General features: G+C 59.3%; 15 protein-coding genes and 1 pseudogene. 6 read left to right on the forward strand and 10 right to left on the reverse strand.

What is annotated here, in order from left to right:
• The first annotated feature begins 9 nt into the window (after nt 1–9).
• On the forward strand, nt 10–1,266 hold the full coding sequence (locus AC1Z24_RS15470) for an OprD family porin (RefSeq protein ID WP_483746406.1): 1,257 nt from the start codon (nt 10–12) through the stop codon (nt 1,264–1,266).
• A gap of 1 nt (nt 1,267) precedes the next feature.
• On the opposite strand, the gene AC1Z24_RS15475 is transcribed toward AC1Z24_RS15470, so the two are convergent.
• Nucleotides 1,268–1,492, reverse strand: a complete 225-nt coding sequence (locus tag AC1Z24_RS15475; RefSeq protein ID WP_483746407.1) for a DUF2790 domain-containing protein — start codon at nt 1,490–1,492, stop codon at nt 1,268–1,270.
• 110 nt (nt 1,493–1,602) lie between these two features.
• Between AC1Z24_RS15475 and AC1Z24_RS15480 the strand changes: the two genes are divergently transcribed.
• Nucleotides 1,603–2,535, forward strand: a complete 933-nt coding sequence (locus AC1Z24_RS15480) for a LysR family transcriptional regulator (RefSeq protein WP_483746408.1) — start codon at nt 1,603–1,605, stop codon at nt 2,533–2,535.
• Nucleotides 2,536–2,646: 111 nt separating this feature from the next.
• Here the strand turns inward: AC1Z24_RS15480 and pcaD are convergent, their stop codons facing one another.
• The 6 genes from pcaD to AC1Z24_RS15510 all read right to left on the reverse strand — a co-directional run bounded on the left by pcaD (nt 2,647) and on the right by AC1Z24_RS15510 (nt 8,654).
• Nucleotides 2,647–3,435, reverse strand: coding sequence for a 3-oxoadipate enol-lactonase (pcaD, locus tag AC1Z24_RS15485; RefSeq protein ID WP_483746409.1), 789 nt, complete (start codon nt 3,433–3,435; stop codon nt 2,647–2,649).
• A gap of 103 nt (nt 3,436–3,538) precedes the next feature.
• Nucleotides 3,539–4,666 carry an FAD-binding oxidoreductase gene (locus tag AC1Z24_RS15490; RefSeq protein WP_483746410.1) on the reverse strand — a complete coding sequence of 376 codons (1,128 nt, stop codon included), beginning with the start codon at nt 4,664–4,666 and terminating at the stop codon, nt 3,539–3,541.
• Nucleotides 4,667–4,674: 8 nt separating this feature from the next.
• Nucleotides 4,675–5,931, reverse strand: a complete 1,257-nt coding sequence (locus AC1Z24_RS15495; RefSeq protein ID WP_483746411.1) for an aromatic ring-hydroxylating oxygenase subunit alpha — start codon at nt 5,929–5,931, stop codon at nt 4,675–4,677.
• A gap of 113 nt (nt 5,932–6,044) precedes the next feature.
• Complete coding sequence (locus tag AC1Z24_RS15500) at nt 6,045–7,001, reverse strand: LysR substrate-binding domain-containing protein (protein ID WP_483746412.1); 957 nt, start codon at nt 6,999–7,001, stop codon at nt 6,045–6,047.
• A 157-nt stretch (nt 7,002–7,158) separates the two neighbouring features.
• Nucleotides 7,159–7,431 carry a hypothetical protein gene (locus AC1Z24_RS15505; RefSeq protein WP_483746413.1) on the reverse strand — a complete coding sequence of 91 codons (273 nt, stop codon included), beginning with the start codon at nt 7,429–7,431 and terminating at the stop codon, nt 7,159–7,161.
• A gap of 314 nt (nt 7,432–7,745) precedes the next feature.
• The gene (locus tag AC1Z24_RS15510) at nt 7,746–8,654 is read right to left on the reverse strand and encodes a LysR substrate-binding domain-containing protein (protein ID WP_483746414.1); all 909 of its coding nucleotides are present in this window, start codon (nt 8,652–8,654) and stop codon (nt 7,746–7,748) included.
• 95 nt (nt 8,655–8,749) lie between these two features.
• Between AC1Z24_RS15510 and AC1Z24_RS15515 the strand changes: the two genes are divergently transcribed.
• Entirely contained in the window at nt 8,750–9,454 is a 705-nt protein-coding gene (locus AC1Z24_RS15515; RefSeq protein ID WP_483746415.1) for a TetR/AcrR family transcriptional regulator, read from the forward strand.
• Nucleotides 9,455–9,633: 179 nt separating this feature from the next.
• On the opposite strand, the gene AC1Z24_RS15520 is transcribed toward AC1Z24_RS15515, so the two are convergent.
• Nucleotides 9,634–11,670, reverse strand: coding sequence for an oxidoreductase (locus AC1Z24_RS15520; protein ID WP_483746416.1), 2,037 nt, complete (start codon nt 11,668–11,670; stop codon nt 9,634–9,636).
• Nucleotides 11,671–11,859: 189 nt separating this feature from the next.
• Between AC1Z24_RS15520 and AC1Z24_RS15525 the strand changes: the two are divergent.
• Nucleotides 11,860–12,024: pseudogene (locus AC1Z24_RS15525) on the forward strand (electron transfer flavoprotein subunit beta/FixA family protein); the annotation flags it as partial.
• 337 nt (nt 12,025–12,361) lie between these two features.
• Nucleotides 12,362–13,231: a glycine betaine ABC transporter substrate-binding protein gene (locus AC1Z24_RS15530; RefSeq protein WP_483746417.1), complete on the forward strand. Its 870-nt coding sequence runs from the start codon at nt 12,362–12,364 to the stop codon at nt 13,229–13,231.
• Between the two features lie 169 nt (nt 13,232–13,400).
• Here AC1Z24_RS15530 and AC1Z24_RS15535 read toward each other — a convergent pair whose 3' ends face one another.
• Together AC1Z24_RS15535 and AC1Z24_RS15540 are read right to left on the reverse strand one after the other, a co-directional pair.
• Complete coding sequence (locus AC1Z24_RS15535) at nt 13,401–15,392, reverse strand: peptidase U32 family protein (protein WP_483746418.1); 1,992 nt, start codon at nt 15,390–15,392, stop codon at nt 13,401–13,403.
• A gap of 96 nt (nt 15,393–15,488) precedes the next feature.
• The gene (locus tag AC1Z24_RS15540; RefSeq protein WP_483746419.1) at nt 15,489–15,869 is read right to left on the reverse strand and encodes a RidA family protein; all 381 of its coding nucleotides are present in this window, start codon (nt 15,867–15,869) and stop codon (nt 15,489–15,491) included.
• Between the two features lie 173 nt (nt 15,870–16,042).
• Here AC1Z24_RS15540 and AC1Z24_RS15545 point away from each other — a divergent pair, with 173 nt between their 5' ends.
• A complete protein-coding gene (locus AC1Z24_RS15545) occupies nt 16,043–17,110 on the forward strand; it encodes an NAD(P)-dependent alcohol dehydrogenase (protein WP_483746420.1) in 1,068 nt (355 codons plus the stop codon).
• Nucleotides 17,111–17,168: the final 58 nt, after the last annotated feature.

Consider the following 17,168-nt stretch of genomic DNA (forward strand, 5'->3'; position numbering starts at 1 on the left):
AGCGACGACATGAATCAGCAGACCACGCAACGCATCTGGTTTTCCCTTATCGGTGTGCCCCTGGCGGCCAGCGCGGGTGAGGGCGGTTTTATCGAGGGTTCCAGCGCCACCTTGCAGGCGCGCAACTATTATTTCAGTCGCGACTTTTCCGACATTGTCGGCGCCAACAAACAGTCCAGGGCCGAGGAGTGGGCCCAGGGTTTTATTCTCACCTTCAAGTCCGGTTACACCCTGGGACCGGTGGGTTTTGGCCTGGATGCGCTGGGTACATTAGGGCTGAAACTCGACAGCAGCCCTGACCGGGTCAATACCGGCTTGCTGCCGGTCAAGGATGACGGCCGCGCCGCCGACGACTACAGCCGCCTGGGCCTGACCTTCAAGGCGAAATTCTCCAATACCGAGCTGAAAGTCGGCGAGCTGCAACCGAACCTGCCGGTCCTGGTCTTCAGCGATATTCGCCTGCTGCCACCGAGTTATCAGGGGCTGAATATCAGCTCCAGCGAAATCAGCGGCCTGACCGTACAGGCCGGGCACCTGACCGGCACCAGTCTGCGCAACGAGGCCGGCGACGAGAAGATGGTCGCCATGCTTGGCCATGTGCCGCAACGCCAGGCCGAAAGCGATGCATTCAACTACGTCGGCGGTGATTATGCCTTCAACGAAAAACGTACAAGTGTCGGCGTCTGGCATGGCCAGCTCAAGGATATCTATGCGCAGGATTTCATCGGCCTCAAACACAGTCAGCCCGTAGGCGACTGGGTGCTGGGTGCCAACCTCGGTTACTACGACGCTCGTGAGGACGGATCGCAACTATTGGGCAAGATCGATAACCGCGCGTTCTTCTCGCTGTTGTCGGCCAAGCGCGGCGGTCACACCTTCTATGCCGGTTATCAGGGCATGTATGGCGACAGCGCCTTCCCTCGGGTGTTTGCCAATATCACGCCGCTGGGCAACGAGGTGCCGACCTATGAGTTCGCCTATACCGATGAGCGTTCCTGGCAGGCCCGTTATGACTACGACTTTGCAGCACTGGGCCTGCCGGGGTTGACGACCACCGTGCGCTATATCAGCGGCAACAATGTCGATACTGGCGCGGGCTTCGAAGGCAAGGACCGCGAGCGCGACCTGGATGTCGGCTATGTGGTGCAGAGTGGCATGTTAGGCGGCCTGGGTATTCGGGTGCGCAATGTCATGGCCCGCTCGAATTACCGCTCGGATATCGACGAGAACCGCCTGATCCTCAGTTACACCTGGAAACTGCTCTGACTCAGACGCCGCCCTGGCAGGTACCCATTACCCGGTAGGTGACGGTGTGGCGGACGCCCTGGCTGTCGAGATAAACCATGGTTGCCGGTTCCACCTGGCAACTGCCGGGCACTGCGGTAGTGGACACAACGTGCTGGATATCCGGCACGTTGCTGTTTTCGGCAGCCATGACGCTGCTGCTGCTGGCGAGAGCGATCAAGGCGAATGCGGCAACGTTGCTGTTCATATTCAAACCCTCTGTAAGTACGCTCCATTCTATTGATTCCCCAGTCGGAATAAAGCCGCAAACCGGTGATGGACCCGTACGTTTCAGGTAGCAATCAAGGCGCAATTCTCATGGATTTACTTAACTGCATGCAGGTATTCACCAAGGTAGTCGACAGCGGCAGTTTTGCTGCGGCTGCCCAAGTGCTGGATGTGTCAGGCGCCCAGGTTTCGCGGCTGATTGCGGAGCTGGAAAAACACCTGGAAACCCGCCTGCTGCAGCGCACCACTAGACGCCTGGGGCTGACCGAATCGGGGGAGCGCTTTTTGCTGCGCTGTCGCAAGATTCTCGAAGACGTGCGTGAGGCCACCGCCGAAGCGCGGGGTTCGCATTTGAGCCCGCGGGGGCGTTTGCGGGTGCATTGTATGAGTGGCGTGGGCGTGTTGATCACCCCGCTGATCGCCCGCTACAGCGAGCGCTATCCGGACGTCCGCATCGAGCTGACCCTGTCCCAGCACAACCCTGACCCGTTGGAAGAAGGCCATGATGTGGTGATCTCCATCGCTCACTCACTGCCTGATTCGGCACTGGTCAGCCAGACCATCGGGCAACTGTTCAGCGTGCCCTGCGCGGCGCCCGGCTACCTGGCAGACCATGAAGTGCCAGGTCACCCGAGCCAGCTATTGCAGCATCGACGCCTGCATTTACAGGACTTTCAGGAGGATGTCTGGTTGTTCAAGGAGGGCGAAGGGCAGATCGCGATCTCGTCGGACGGCGCCTTTACCACCAATGTCGCCGACGCCATGGTCAAGGCCACTCAGGAAGGCATGGGCATCAGCCTCCTGCCGTTCTTCAGTACCACCCAGGCCTTGCGCGAGGGCACACTGCTGCGTCTGCTGCCCGATTATCGGCTGCGTGAGCGCACTATCTTTGCGTTGTATCCTTCACGGCGTTTTCTCGATGCCAAGGTGCGGACCTGGGTGGCGTTCCTGCAGGAGCAGTTGCCGCTGCTGTTGGCCGGGCATGTGCGGGTGATTGAAAATCCCGAGTATTGGGCGAGGTGACCGGCGTTTTCTGGATGTATTTATTTATGTAGGACCGGCTTTAGCCGGGAGAGCGACCTAGCGGCTAAAGCCGCTCCTACAGGTATGATAAATATCGGGATTCAGTGCATATCAGGCCAACAGAAAATCCAGCACCGACCGCGAAAACACCTCGACCGCCTCGACACTCGACAGGTGCGCCGCCTCAAGGGTGACCATCCGCGACCCGGCAATCCGCTCCACCATGAAATGCCCGTCATCCGGGGTCGTGACCGGGTCCGCCATGCCCGCGACTACCAGCACCGGCAGCGTGATACTGGCGATCTGCTCGCGGAAGTCGGCATCACGCACGGCGGCGCAACTGGCGGCGTAGCCTTCGGGGGAGGTGTTCTGCAGCACGCTGACCACGGTGTCCACTTCGCCCGGATGAGAAGCGGCAAAAGCCGGGGTGAACCAACGGGTAATGGTGCCTTCACGCAGCGCACGCATGCCGGCGGCGCCGTCGCGCAATACAGCTTCGATGCGCGGATTCCAGATATCCGGGTTGCCGATTTTTGCGGCGGTATTGCAGACCACCAGTCGATTCAGACGCTGCGGCGCATTGATACCCAGCCACTGGCCGATCAGCCCACCCATGGACAGGCCGCAGAAGTGCGCGCGCTCAAGATCCATAGCATCGAGCAGGGCCAGGACATCGCGGCCGTGTTGTTCGATGCTATAGGGGCCGGGAGTGACCAGGGAGCGGCCATGGCCACGGGTGTCGTAGCGCAGCACGCGAAAATGCTCGCTGAGCGCCGGGATCTGCGCGTCCCACATGTGCAGGTCCGTGCCAAGGGAGTTGGACAGCACCAATACAGGCGCGCTGGCCGGGCCGTCGAGTTGATAGTGCAGGTCGCCGTCGGCAAGGGGGACGGTGGGCATGAGCTGATCCTTCGTTTTGTTCAAGTGTCGGAACTCTAGAACGTCGACTCGAGTAGCTCAATGACCGCCGCTATTTCCTGTTCGCTGACCGCACATTAACGGGCTAAAGGTCGATCACCAGATTCGAAGTAGGCTTGCTGCAGCACAGCAGGCGCAGGCCCTTGTCGATTTCCCGCTGACGGATGCCGCCCTTGTGCTGCATATCCACGGTTCCTTGCAGCAGCGCGGTCTTGCAGGTGCCGCAGACGCCCTGGCTGCACGACGACGGCACTATGGCCCCGGCCTTTTTCGCCGCCGCCAGTACGGTCTGCTGCCCGGACATGCTGAAGGTTTTGCCAGAGCGTGACAGGGTAACGGTGAAGGTATCCGCCTGCTGGTCGGCGACGGGCGCCACTTCTTCCAGGGTTTCCTCGTCGAGCCGGGAGATATCGAAGCTTTCCTGATGGAAGCGCTGGAAGTCGAAGCCGGCTTCCTTGAGCAGCGCATTGACCCCGGCCATATAACCGCCCGGCCCGCAGATAAACACTTCCCTCTCCATGAAGTCCGGCACCCAGCGCGCGAGCAGGGCCAGATCGAGGCGGCCCAGAGGGTGTGGCCAGTCGCTGTGCGCGCCCAGGCCTTCGCAGAGGTTGAGCACTCGCAGGCGCGGAGAAAGCATCTGCATGCGCGTCAGTTCAGCATTGAAAATGATATCGGACGGCGTGCGTGCGCTATGTACGAAGGTGATATCCAGGTCCGCACCGAGATCGACACTGGCCCGGGTCATGGACATCAGCGGTGTCACACCGGAGCCTGCGGACAGGTACAGCAGCTTGCGCGCCGGATGCCCGATGGGGGTAAAGCTGCCGGCCGGACCGCTGGCGCGCAGGGTATCGCCGGGACGCAGGTTATCGTGCAGCCAGTTCGACACCGGCCCGCCCGGCACACGCTTGACCGTGATGGAGAAGGTGAAGGGCCGGGTCGGCGACGACGACAGGGTGTAGCAACGTGCGAGCGTCTGTCCGGCAATGACCGGCGAAATAGTGATGAACTGGCCGGGCTCGAAGCTCAGGGCGCGAAAGTCCGGGCAGGTGAACCAGAAGCTTTTGACGTCGTGGGTTTCATCAAACACGGCGCAGCAGTGCAGGGTCTTCTGTTCGCCGCTGTTCCATTGGGCGCCATAAGCGCCCCAGGTCTCCGGGTCTGTGAGGCGTGGCGCACACGGGTCGGGAGCTTTTTCATGGGCAGTCATGGCAGGCCTCATACCCCATGGGCCGCGAGACGCGCGGCGTACCAGCGGGAAAACTGATCGACATAGGACTCGGTAAAGGCCGAGAACGGGCCAGGCGCGTAGGCCGGGTCCTGGGTGCCGCTGTGGGTGATGGCGACCAGGTCGGCGTCCTGCAGGTTGGTGGCGTTCCACACCTCGGTCAGGGTCTCGCGGTTGTAATCCACGCCCTCGACCGCGTCAGCATGCACCAGCCATTTGGTGCGGACCAGCGTCTTGTCGGCGGCCAGCGGGATGATGTAGGAAATCACCGCGTGATCGCTCATCACATGGGTCCAGGAGTTGTGAGTCCACAGGTGCATGTCGCCCAGATCGCGGCGAGTCAGGTCGGCGAAAAGACGGGTGCAGGCAACGCGAGTGTCGAGGGTCTGGGACTCGCCATTGCCGGCGATCACCAGGCGCTGGGAGCGGAACTGGGTCACGGCGTCTTCGCCCAAGTGTTCGATGGCGTCGCAGATGAAGCCGTCGTCTTCCCAGTTCTGTTTGGTCGCGGCGTTGCGCTGATGATATTCATCCAGGGCCAGCAGGGACTCTGCGCTCAGGCCATCGGTGCAGAAGCCGAAGTCTTCCGGCAGGAAGGACGCGGTCAGTTCCGGGTGGGTCCCGGCGCAGTGATAGCATTCGCGGTTGTTCTCGATCACCAGTTTCCAGTTGCCGTTCTCGATGATTTCCGACTCATGGGCAATCTTGGCGCGGCTCAGGTCGTACTGGGCGAAACGCGGATTCATGGTCTGCTCCAACAGTGAGATATCCGTCGGTGCTTCGTCCGCCAGGCAGACGAAGATATGCGCGCCGACCACCTTGGTGTGCACGGAAATCAGGCTGCGGCAGGTGGAATCGAAGTCCTTGCCCATGTGCGCCGCGTGCTTGAGGCTGCCGTCCAGGTCGTAGGTCCACTGGTGGTAAGGGCAGACCAGCATGCCCACGGTGGACTTGCCAGCGGGTTTCAGGCGCGCGCCGCGATGACGGCAGACATTGCGAAAAGCCTGCACCTGTTCATCGTCGTCCCGTACCAGCATGATCGACGACTTGCCGATATCGATGGTCGATACATCGCCCGGCTCCGGGATATCCGCCGTCACGCCGACCAGGATCCAGTGTTTGTTAAAGAAAATATCGACATCGTTGGCAAAGATATCGTCGCGACCAAACAAGTCGCCGGGCATGCCATGCCCTGGAGTTCGAGCCTGGACAAGTTCACGATGGGATTTAACGGCGACAATAGTCATAAACGGAAACCTCACAGGCTGTGATCTAATAATCAAGTTGTAATGGGCAAGAGTATTGAATCGCCGGAAATTACCGTCAATGCGCCTTATTCTTACCTTCACATAACTTCAAGTTATGCGACCTCGGAAAGTAACTTCGTGTTATTCAGCATCGATGCATCACCACGCAGCCAGTCGATCAGCGCCAGCATCAAAGGCGTTGGCGTACGACCATTGGGCACCACCACGTAGTAGGCGTCCCGGGGCCTGACCGCCAGTGAGGTCAGGCGCACCAACTGGCCGCTGGCAAGCATAGGCTCCAGCAGGCGGCCCCAGCCCAGGGCAATGCCGTGGCCTTGCAGGGCGGCCTGAATGGTGTCGGTATAGGCACTGCAGCGCAGGCTGTACTTGAGTTTGGGCCGACTCGCGCCCAGTTCCTTGAACCAGCTGTTCCAGGTCATCCAGCCTTCCAGGGTTGTGTCGGAATCAATCAACTCCACATGCAGGAAATCTTCCGGCGATGCCGGAGCGCAATGGCTGGCCAGCCATCCCGGTGAACACACCGGAAAGACTTCTTCATCGAATAAGTGAATCGCCGTACCGTCATCCCACCTGCCATTACCAAAACGTACGGCCAAGTCGATATCATCGCCGCGCAAGTCCGGGGTCAATTGTTGGGTGATCAGGCGAAGTTGCAACTCCGGTTGTTGCAAACGCAAGGTGCTGAGTTGCGGCAATATACGCAGTTGTGAAAATGCCGACGTACTGGCGAGTACCAGCTTCTGTTCGGTAATACCTTCGGTGATCTTGTCGAAGACACTGGCCATGCGCTGCATGGATTCGGACACCACCGAATACAGCACATAGCCTTCACCCGTCAGCTGGATGGCCCGGTGCAGGCGATGGAACAGCCGCGTGCCGAGAGTTTCCTCCAGGTATTTGATCTGCTTGCTCACCGCTGCCTGGGTGACCCCCAGTTCCTGGGCGGCCAGGGTAAAGCTGCTCAACCGCGCGACCGCCTCGAATTCCAGCAGGGCGGTCATGGAAGGGATCAACCGGCGGTAGCCCTTGACCTTTTTATCGTCGGGCATGGTGTGTTTACTCCGGTAATTGAATAGCGTTTTGTGCGACAAACACAGACCTGTAGGAGCTGCCGGAGACTGCGAAAGCGTTGTGACAGCGGTAACCGATTCGCAGCCTACGGCAGCGCCTGCAGAAAACTCATTCCAGTTTGAGCTGGATTTGGAATCAACCCGCCTCGGCGGTCTTGTATAACGCTGCAACCGACGCAGCACTGACCAGTCGGCGCCACGGATCCACGGTCAGCCACAGGTTTTGCCCGGCAAACAGCAGGACCAATATGAGCGGATTGAACCAGAGCAAAGCGGCAGAAAAGGCGGTCATGGCGGCAGAAAGTGCGAAGGAGATAAAGTCGAACAGCTTAGCGCCGTGTTGCGTCAACCACTCTACATAGCGGGCGGTATAAGCGCCCAGCGAAAGTTTATCGTCAGCGATCCACATAATGTCACTCTGTCAATTTGCTTAATTGAGTCATGTCTGTGCAAACAGCCATGTCGTTAGTTATTGATTGGCAGTGAGGGTGCGGAACAAGGCGATACGGGACAGGTCGCTCATGTTGTTCATACGCTTTTATTATTAATTGATTATTGGGCAGCGCTGGAGCAGATAGTTATATAAATGTCAGGGATTCACAAACGATTTAATTATGCGCAGTGATGAGAAAATCTCATGAATTTGGCTATTCCTGTAGGACCGGCTTTAGCCGGGAGGACGTTCTCACGGCTGAAGCCGCTCCTACGGTTTTGCGCATTGTTTTATGGCCGGCATGGCACCTGCTGTAATAACCACTCCTTGAAATGCCGCACCAGCGAATGATTGCCCGCCATCCCCGGTCGTTCCAGCAGGCAGAATTGCGCTTCGGTGCGTAGAACCTGGCCGACGGGCCGCACCAGTGCACCGGTCTGCAAGTGGTCACCGATCAGGTTGGACCAGGCCAGGGCAATACCCTGGCCGCTCAAGGCCGACTGGATCAGCATCGAGTAGTTATTGATATTGACCCGATGCCGCGGTGTGCGCGGTGCCAGATCCTGGTATTCGAACCACTGCTGCCAGCCGATCCAGCCCCGTTGCGGGTCGTCGAGGGTCAGCCAGGTGGCGGCCGCAAGTTGCTCGATATCCTCCAGGTACGGGTGCTTGGCCAGGTAGGCCGGGCTGCACACCGGAAACACTTCTTCGGGGAACAGCGGCGTGACAATCATGTTTTTCGGCGGGGTGCTGCAGTAATACAATGCCAGGTCGCAATCCAGACGGGATGGATCCTTGACCTGATCATGGGCGATGATGCGCAGGTCGACGTCTTCATATAAGCGCTGGAAGTCGCCGACCCTGGGCAGTAGCCAGAGCGCGGCAAGGGCCGAGCTGGTCATCAGGGTGATCTGCCTTGCGCCTTGCCAGCGGCGTATCTCGCCGGTTGCCGTGGCCAGTTGCTTGAGTAGCCCTTGTACGGTCTCAAAATAGCCGCTGCCGATATGGCTCAGGTTGACTTCCCGGGTGTTGCGCACGAACAGGCTTTCACCCAGGTATTCTTCGAGCAGGCGGATCTGTCGGCTGATCGCGCCCTGGGTGACATTCAGTTCCCGGGCCGCCGCGGTAAAGCTCAAGTGCCGCGCAGACGCTTCAAAGGCCACCAGGCTATTGAGCGGCGGTAACGGCTGAATTCTCATGGCTGAACCTGTGTCGTCATAATGTACAAAGGTGTACATCAAAAGATCATGAGCGTACAGTAAATTAACGGATATTTGACCAACGTGAGGCGCGGATGTCGCAAACAGGCAAGGCACGCAGTAAAACCCAGGATTCCGGCTGGCGGGGCTCGCCCGAGGGCTGGCTCGAAGCAGCCTACGATGCCTTGAAGGAATCCGGCGTGGATGCCGTGCGGGTCATGCCTCTGGCCAAACGCCTCAACTTGTCCCGTACCAGCTTTTATTGGTTCTTCGAGGACCGCGAGCAATTGCTGACGGCCTTGCTGACGCGCTGGCGCGACAAGAACAGTGGCGGCATGGTCAAGCAATGCGACAGCTACGCGGAGAACATTACCGAAGCAATCCTCAATGTCTTCGAATGCTGGCTGAATCCCGAACTGTTCGATTCCCAATTCGAATTCGCCGTGCGCAGCTGGGCCTTGCAGTCTGCCGAAGTCGCGGCGGAGATTGCCATCGCCGACGACGCGCGGATCAATGCCCTGGCGGCGATGTTCCGTCGCTTTGGCTACGACCCTGACGGCGCCGATGCCCGGGCGCGGACCATCTACCTGACCCAGATCGGCTATATCTCGATGAAAACCAGCGAGGACATTACCGAACGATTCCGCCGTATTCCTCATTACGTCAGCATCTTCACTGGCAAGGCGCCGAAGCGCCGTGAGCTGGACCGTTTCTTTGGCAAGTTCGGTTTCGCCGAGAAATCCCCTGGCGAATTCGTCGCCTTGAGCGATACCTTCGAAGAAGCGCCACTGGAAAGCTGAGTTGACGGCACATAGACAAAGGCCCTCATGACGAGGGCCTTTGTTTGTCGGCGATATCTTGGACACAACGCGATTGTGGGAGCCGCCTTGGTGGCGATCGAGTGCGAAGCGCGTCAGTTGCTGATCCCGCGCCATCGCCAGTAAGCCGGCTCCCATAAGGCCTCATTTCAATTGGTTATTTAAATGTCCTTGAGCAAACGCAGCGCATCGAAGATCGCCGCATGGGTATTGCGGGCCGACACGGCATCGCCGATGCGGAACAGCTGGAAGCGCCCCTGCGGGTTGGTTACCAGGCCCTGCACCTTGCCGGCGATCAGGTTGTGCTGCTCTACGGCGCCGCCATTGCTGGAGTGTTCGCGCAGGTCGAAATACAGCTCGTCCAGGGGCAGGGTGCCGTGGTTGATCACCACTTGATCGACCACCCGCTGTTTGTTGACCTTGCCGTAATCACTGGCGAAGTTGACCAGCAGCTTGCCGTCGCGGCGCTCCACCGTATCGACCCGATAGGTCACAGTGAAGGTCACGTCGAGGTCCTGCAGACTGCGCATATAGGGCACCAGGTTCATCGCCATGACCTCGGGGGCGAAGGCCCGGTCCGGAGTGACGATTTCCAGAGTTGCGCCGCTGTTGGCGATGACTTCGGCCGCCTGCAAGGCCGCATGGTCACCGGCATCGTCGAAGATCAGTACGTTTTTGCCCGGTTTCACATCGCCGGAAATGATGTCCCAACTCGATACCACCAGCTCATTGCCCGCGCTCAGCACTTCGGTATGGGGCAGGCCGCCGGTGGCGACGATCACCACGTCCGGCTCATGGGCCAGCACGGTGTCGGCCTCGGCCCAGGTATTGAAGTGGAAGGTCACGCCTAAACGTTCGCACTGGGCCATGCGCCAATCGATGATGCTGATCATCTCGCGGCGACGTTCGCTCAGCGAGGTCAGGCGAATCTGCCCGCCGGGCTGGTCGGCCGCTTCCAGTACCGTGACGCTGTGACCGCGTTCAGCTGCCACTCGCGCGGCTTCCAGACCAGCGGGCCCCGTGCCGATCACCACCACCTTGCGCTTGACCGCGGCCGGAACGATTTCGTGGGGCATGGTGGTCTCGCGACCGGTGGCTGCGTTATGGATGCAGTACGCCGCGCCGCCCTGATAGATGCGGTCCAGGCAGTAGTTGGCGCCCACGCACGGGCGGATTTCCTCTTCGCGCTTCTCAATGATCTTGCGCACGATATGCGGATCGGTCATATGCGCGCGGGTCATGCCGACCATATCCACCTTGCCCGAAGCGATGGCGTGGCGGGCGGTGGCGACATCGGGAATCTTCGCCGCATGAAAGGTCGGGAAGCCGGTGGAGGCGCGGATTTCTCCGGCAAAATCCAGGTGCGGCGAATTGCGCATGCCCTGGATCGGGATCACATCGGTAAGCCCGGCATCAGTGTCGATATGGCCGCGTACCACGTTGAGGAAATCGACCAGGCCGCTGTCCTTGAGCATATGGGAGATCGCCATGCCTTCTTGGGCGCCGAAGCCGCCGGGCAGGTCTTCGTCGCCGGTGTAGCGCACGCCAAGCAAAAAGTCCTCGCCGCACTGCTTGCGGATGCCGCGCAGGATATCGAAGGTAAAGCGCATGCGGTTTTCCAGGGAACCGCCGTAAGGGCCGTCCAGATCATTGGTCAATGGTGACCAGAACTGGTCCATCAAGTGACCGTAGGCTTGCAGTTCCAGGCCATCGAGACCGGCTGCCTTCATGCGTTCGGCGGCATCCACATAGTCCTTGATGATCCGCTCGATATCCCACTCTTCCATCTTCTTCGGAAACGACCGGTGCGAGGCTTCGCGGCGGTGCGACGACGAGACCACCGGCAACCAGTCAGCCTTGTCCCAACGGGTGCGGCGGCCCAGGTGGGTCAGCTGAATCATCACTGCGGCGCCGTGTTCATGGCACTCGTCGGTTATGTCCTTGAGCCATTTGACCACTTCGTCCTTGTACGCCAGCACGTTGTTGAATACCGGCGGGCTGTCCCGGGAAACGGCGGCGGAACCGGCGGTCATGGTCAGGGCCACGCCCGCCTTGGCGCGTTCGACGTGGTAAGCGCGATACAGCTCCTTGGGCATGCCATCGACCGGATAAGCCGGCTCGTGGGAGGTGGTCATGATGCGGTTACGCAGGGTCAGGTTCTTGATCTTATAGGGCTGCAGCAGCGGATCGCTGGACATGGTGTTGCGCTCCTTGAAGGGAACATCAGGCTTGGTTTGACGCGAAAGTATGCGAACTGTACATGGGTGTCAATCTCTGAGACGTAGGTGTACATTTTGCTTGCCTGCCGGTGAATGCCTCGCTAAGATCGGCCGAAATGGCAACAGGGGCCGAGTGGTCCCTGGCTGTCGAGACAACAGGGGGGCACTGTGAAAGTGCTCGTTGCGGTGAAACGTGCCATCGATCCGAACGTCAAGGTTCGGGTCAGGGCAGATGGTGCGGATGTCGAGTTGAACGGGGTGAAGATGGCCTTGAACCCGTTCTGCGAAATTGCCGTGGAAGAGGCCGTGCGCCTGAAAGAGAAAGGCCTGGCCATCGTCACCTGCGATCTGCGTCTCAATGAACCGCGCTATGCCTCGCTCCCACAAGAAAGCAGTGCACCGGACATAGATAAGTGCAACGCGAGCAGAGTTAAACCTGCGATATAAAGAACACGAAGCAAAAACATTATCTGGATTGCGCCGCAAGGCGGAGGAGGGCGAACTATCCGAATAGGTAATGACCGTTTTACTGAACCTGAGTCTGTCCAGAAGAGTGTCTGGTGACGCTCTACTGTTAATAACAAGAAAGCGTTATCGCTTGAACTGCCAAGCCATATCCATAAATTGATAGGGGAGATGCACAATGGTTGCTTATTCACCGTATAAGAAAATGCTTTTCAGCTTGTTCGCCGGGGTCACACTGGCCACTGGCGGCCTGTTTGCACAGGCCGCCGAGCAGGAGCCCATCAAGATTGGCTGGGTCAACTGGTCCGATACTGAAATCGCCGTCAAACTGGCCAATATCGCTATTGAAGATCAACTCAAGCAGCCGGTGAAACTGGTCATGGCCGATATAGGCATTCAGTTCCAGGCCATGGCCAACGGCAATATCGACCTGATTCCGATGGTCTGGCTACCCAACACGCACCAGGCGTTCCTGGACAAGTACAAAGACAAGCTTGAAGACCTCGGCGTGCTCTATGAAGGGCGGATCGGTATGGCCGTACCGACGTCGATCCCGGTCAGCGAAATGGCCAGTATCGAAGACCTGAATAAACCGGACGTGAAGAAAAAGCTCGAAGGCAAGATTCTGACCTCTGAAGTGGGCAACGGTCAGTACAAACTAACCCTTAAGGCCATTGAAGAATACAAACTCGATGGCTACAAGATGATTGCGTCGTCGGAAAGCGGCATGTTGAGCGAACTGGATCGCAATAACAAACGCGATAAATGGTCGGTGATCAACGCCTGGAGCCCGCACTGGATGTTCTCCAAATGGTCGTTGCGCTACCTCGATGATCCCAAGCATATATTTGGTGGTGTAGAACAGATCCATGCCATTGCCCGCAAAGGCTTCAGTGCCCAGCATCCGGACGTAGCACGGTTCTTCTCGCATTACGCCATTCCACAGTCTGATCTGCAGCAGTTAATGGCCCAGGCCCGTGACAGCTCTGCGGACAAAGTTGTGGCTGAGTACTATGCGGCCAACAAGGCCAGGTTTGCAGCGATGTTCAAGGACGGGGCGGTGGCTGCGCAGTAACAGACTGCGTAGCAATCCTGTGGGACCGGCTTTAGCCGGGAAGAGGTCAGTAAGCCCACACATATTTTGTGTCGGTACTGGAGCCTTCCCGGCTAAAGCCGGTCCCACCAGGTCTCAGTGTTCAATCAAAGCCCGGTGCAGTGAGCCTGCACCGGGCTTTTTTTCATCTTCAGTGAGTACCGCGAGGAATGGTCTTGAGCAGATCAGCAGGGCTGATATGACCGACCACGTTTGCGCCCGGCTGTGGCAGGCCGAGGATATGGCCCTTCATCTTGCCGATCACATGCATCTCGCACGGTTTGCAGTCGAACTTCAACGTCAGCACTTCGTTGCCGTGAATCAACTGCATCGGAGCTACCTTGGTTTTCACCCCGGTGACACCCTTGGCCTGTTTCGGGCACAGGTTGAAGGAGAAGCGCAGGCAGTGTTTGGTGATCATCACCGGCACTTCGCCGCTTTCTTCATGGGCCTCGTAGGCCGCGTCGATCAGCTTGACGCCGTGACGGTGGTAGAAGTCCCGGGCCTTCTGGTTGTAGACGTTGGCCAGGAACGACAGGTGTGCTTCCGGGTAGACCGGCGGCGGGCTGGTTTCGGCCTTGCGTCCGCCCCGTGGGTGGGCTTTTACGCGCTCGTTGGTCAGCGCTTCTATCACTTCGCGACGCAGGGTCTTGAGCTGCGAGTTGGGAATAAAGAACGCCTGTGGCGCATCCAGCTCGATGTGGGTGGCGTGATACTGGGTAGTGCCCAGTTGGCCGAGCAGATCGTGCAACTGTTCCAGCGCCTGTTCCGGCTTGTTGGCAGCACCGAACGGACCGTCCAGAGTGACGCTGGCGCTGACGCCTTCTTCACTGGTGGCGGTCAGTTCCAGGCGCTCTTCTCGCAGGCGGGCCACCCATGACAACCCGATACGGCGCTCGGCGGAGGTCTTCTGCAGGGCCTGTTGCCAGTTGTGATCCAGGTTGCGGTTCAGCGGATGGCTTGGGCGCAGACGGAACAAGCCTTCAGGCATCTCGTTGGGCTCGACGCGATAGCGGTAGCGCTTCTCGCCGTCTTCCTCGAACTCACCCTTGGCTTCAGCGATATTGGCACGGAAACCCACGACCTCGCGCTTGACCAGCACATTAAGGCCGTCGCCGTTGGACAGCGGCTCATGGGTGATCACTTGCATGTCACGCTTGCCGACTTTCTCAACCACGCCCACGGCCAGGCCGGTGAAGGTCGGCGAATCGAAAGCGCCGATATCGATCTTGCGATCGCTGACGAAGTAGTCGGTGCTGCCACGATGGAAAGTCTTTTCCGGGTCCGGCACGAAGAAGTGCGCTGTCCGGCCGCTTGAGGCGCGGGCCAGGTCCGGGCGGTCTTCAAGAATTTCGTCCAGGCGCTGACGGTAATAGGCAGTGATGTTCTTCACATAGCCCATGTCCTTGTAGCGGCCTTCGATCTTGAACGAACGCACGCCAGCATCGACCAGGGCGCGCAGGTTGGCACTCTGGTTATTGTCCTTCATCGACAGCAGATGCTTTTCATAGGCGACGACGCGGCCCTGATCATCCTTGAGGGTGTAGGGCAGGCGGCAGGCCTGGGAGCAGTCGCCACGGTTGGCGCTGCGCCCAGTGTGGGCGTGGGAAATATTGCACTGGCCGGAGAAGGCCACGCACAACGCACCATGGATAAAGAACTCGATGGCAGCATCGGTCTCGGCGGCAATGGCGCCGATTTCCTGCAGGTTCAGCTCGCGGGCCAATACCAGCTGGGAAAAACCGGCCTGATCGAGGAATTTGGCCCGATCCAGGGTGCGGATATCAGTCTGGGTACTGGCATGCAGCTCGATGGGCGGAATATCCAGCTCCATCACCCCCAGGTCCTGGACGATCAACGCGTCGACACCGGCATCGTAGAGCTGATGGATCAGCTTGCGCGCCGGTTCCAGCTCGTCGTCATGCAGGATGGTGTTGATGGTGGTGAAGATCCGCGCGTGATAGCGCCGGGCGAATTCCACCAGGGCGGCGATATCGCTCACGTCGTTGCTGGCATTGTGGCGGGCGCCGAAGCTCGGGCCACCGATGTACACGGCATCGGCGCCGTGCAGGATGGCTTCGCGAGCAATGGCCACGTCACGGGCAGGGCTCAGCAGTTCCAGATGATGTTTGGGCAGGGACATGGTTTTTAATTTTCTGGTCAGGTTGCACGGTCAGGTCGCGCATTGTAACGGCGAAACGCCTGACCGGCACCCTTGGACTGCCCGATGGACGCGGGTTTACGCTTTTGCCGCCATCGCAGTGACCTCAACGCGCATGCCTTCTACCGCCAGCGCTGCCACGCCCACCGCCGCACGCACCGGCCACGGCTTGGCAAAGAAGCGCTTGTAGACCTCATTGAAAGCAGGGCGGTCAGCAATATCCGTGAGGTAGATGGTCAAGTGTAAGACCCGCTCCATGGAGCTGCCGGCACGCTCCAGCGCAACTTTCAGGGCCTGCAGGGTGCATTCGCTCTGGGCAACAATGTCGCCCAGCTCCAGGCTGCCATCGGCACGAGTCGGAACCTGGGTGGAGACCAGCAGGCCGCCAAAACCGGCGACGTCGGAAGAAATGGAGTCGGCATCCGGGTCGGGAGTGAAAGTAATGTCTTGGTTTGCCATGGGGCTCTCTTGTCTGCGGGTTAAAGGGCGGGGCGAACCTCTGCGCCCGGCGGCTATTTGAGCATGGGGCTTTTAACCCAGACAACCTTGCGGCGTTGCTCCGTTCGTTGTACGCATGAAGGTCTATGCTGGTCTGCTTGTACTCAACAGCTGAATCAACAGAGGTGACCGCAATGACCAAGACTTACAGCTACGCCGCCAAGGACGCCAAGGACTCGCTCAAGCCATTCACCTTCGAACGCCGGGCACCGGGCGCCGATGACGTGCAGATCGAGATTCTCTACTGCGGGGTTTGCCATTCCGACCTGCACACCGCCCGCAACGAGTGGCACAACACGCTGTATCCCTCGGTGCCGGGCCATGAAATCGTCGGGCGGGTGACTGCTGTGGGCGCTGCGGTCAGCACGTTCAAGGTCGGTGACCTGGCCGGTGTCGGCTGCATGGTCGACAGCTGCCAGACCTGTGCCTCCTGTGCCGAGGGCGAAGAGCAGTACTGCGAAAACGGCTTTACCGGCACCTATAACGGGCCGGTGTTCGGTGGCGAAAACACCTACGGTGGCTATTCGGACAATATCGTCGTCAAGGAAAAATTCGTCCTGCACATCGCCCACGGCGACGCCAACCTGGCGGCCGTGGCACCCCTGCTGTGCGCCGGGATCACCACCTATTCGCCGCTCCACCACTGGAAGGTCGGGCCGGGCAAGAGAGTCGGCGTGGTTGGACTTGGCGGGCTGGGTCACATGGCGGTGAAGATCGCCCACGCCATGGGCGCCCATGTGGTGTTGTTCACCACGTCGCCGAACAAGCGCGAAGACGGCCTGCGACTGGGTGCCAATGAGGTGGTGGTGTCGAAGAACCCGGATGAAATGGCCGCAGTCGCCAACAGCCTGGACTTCATTCTCAATACTGTGGCCGCACCCCATGACCTGGACGCCTTTCTGGCTCTGCTCAAGCGCGACGGCACCATGACTCTGGTCGGCGCGCCTGACAGCCCGCATCCGTCGCCGAATGTCTTCAACCTGATCTTCAAGCGCCGCAGCATCGCGGGTTCGCTGATCGGTGGCATCCAGGAAACCCAGGAAATGCTCGATTTCTGCGCCAAACACGGGATTGTTTCGGATATCGAGATGATTGACATGCAGAACATCAACGAAGCCTACGAGCGCATGCTCAAGGGCGATGTGAAGTACCGTTTCGTCATCGACATGGCCAGCCTGAAGAAGGAAGCGGCGACGGCCTGATTACCTCTGACGTAATTGAGCGGATGCCTGTGATCGATAGGATTGCAGGCACGCCCGG

The sequence above is a fragment of the Pseudomonas sp. JL23 genome (genome assembly GCF_056933585.1).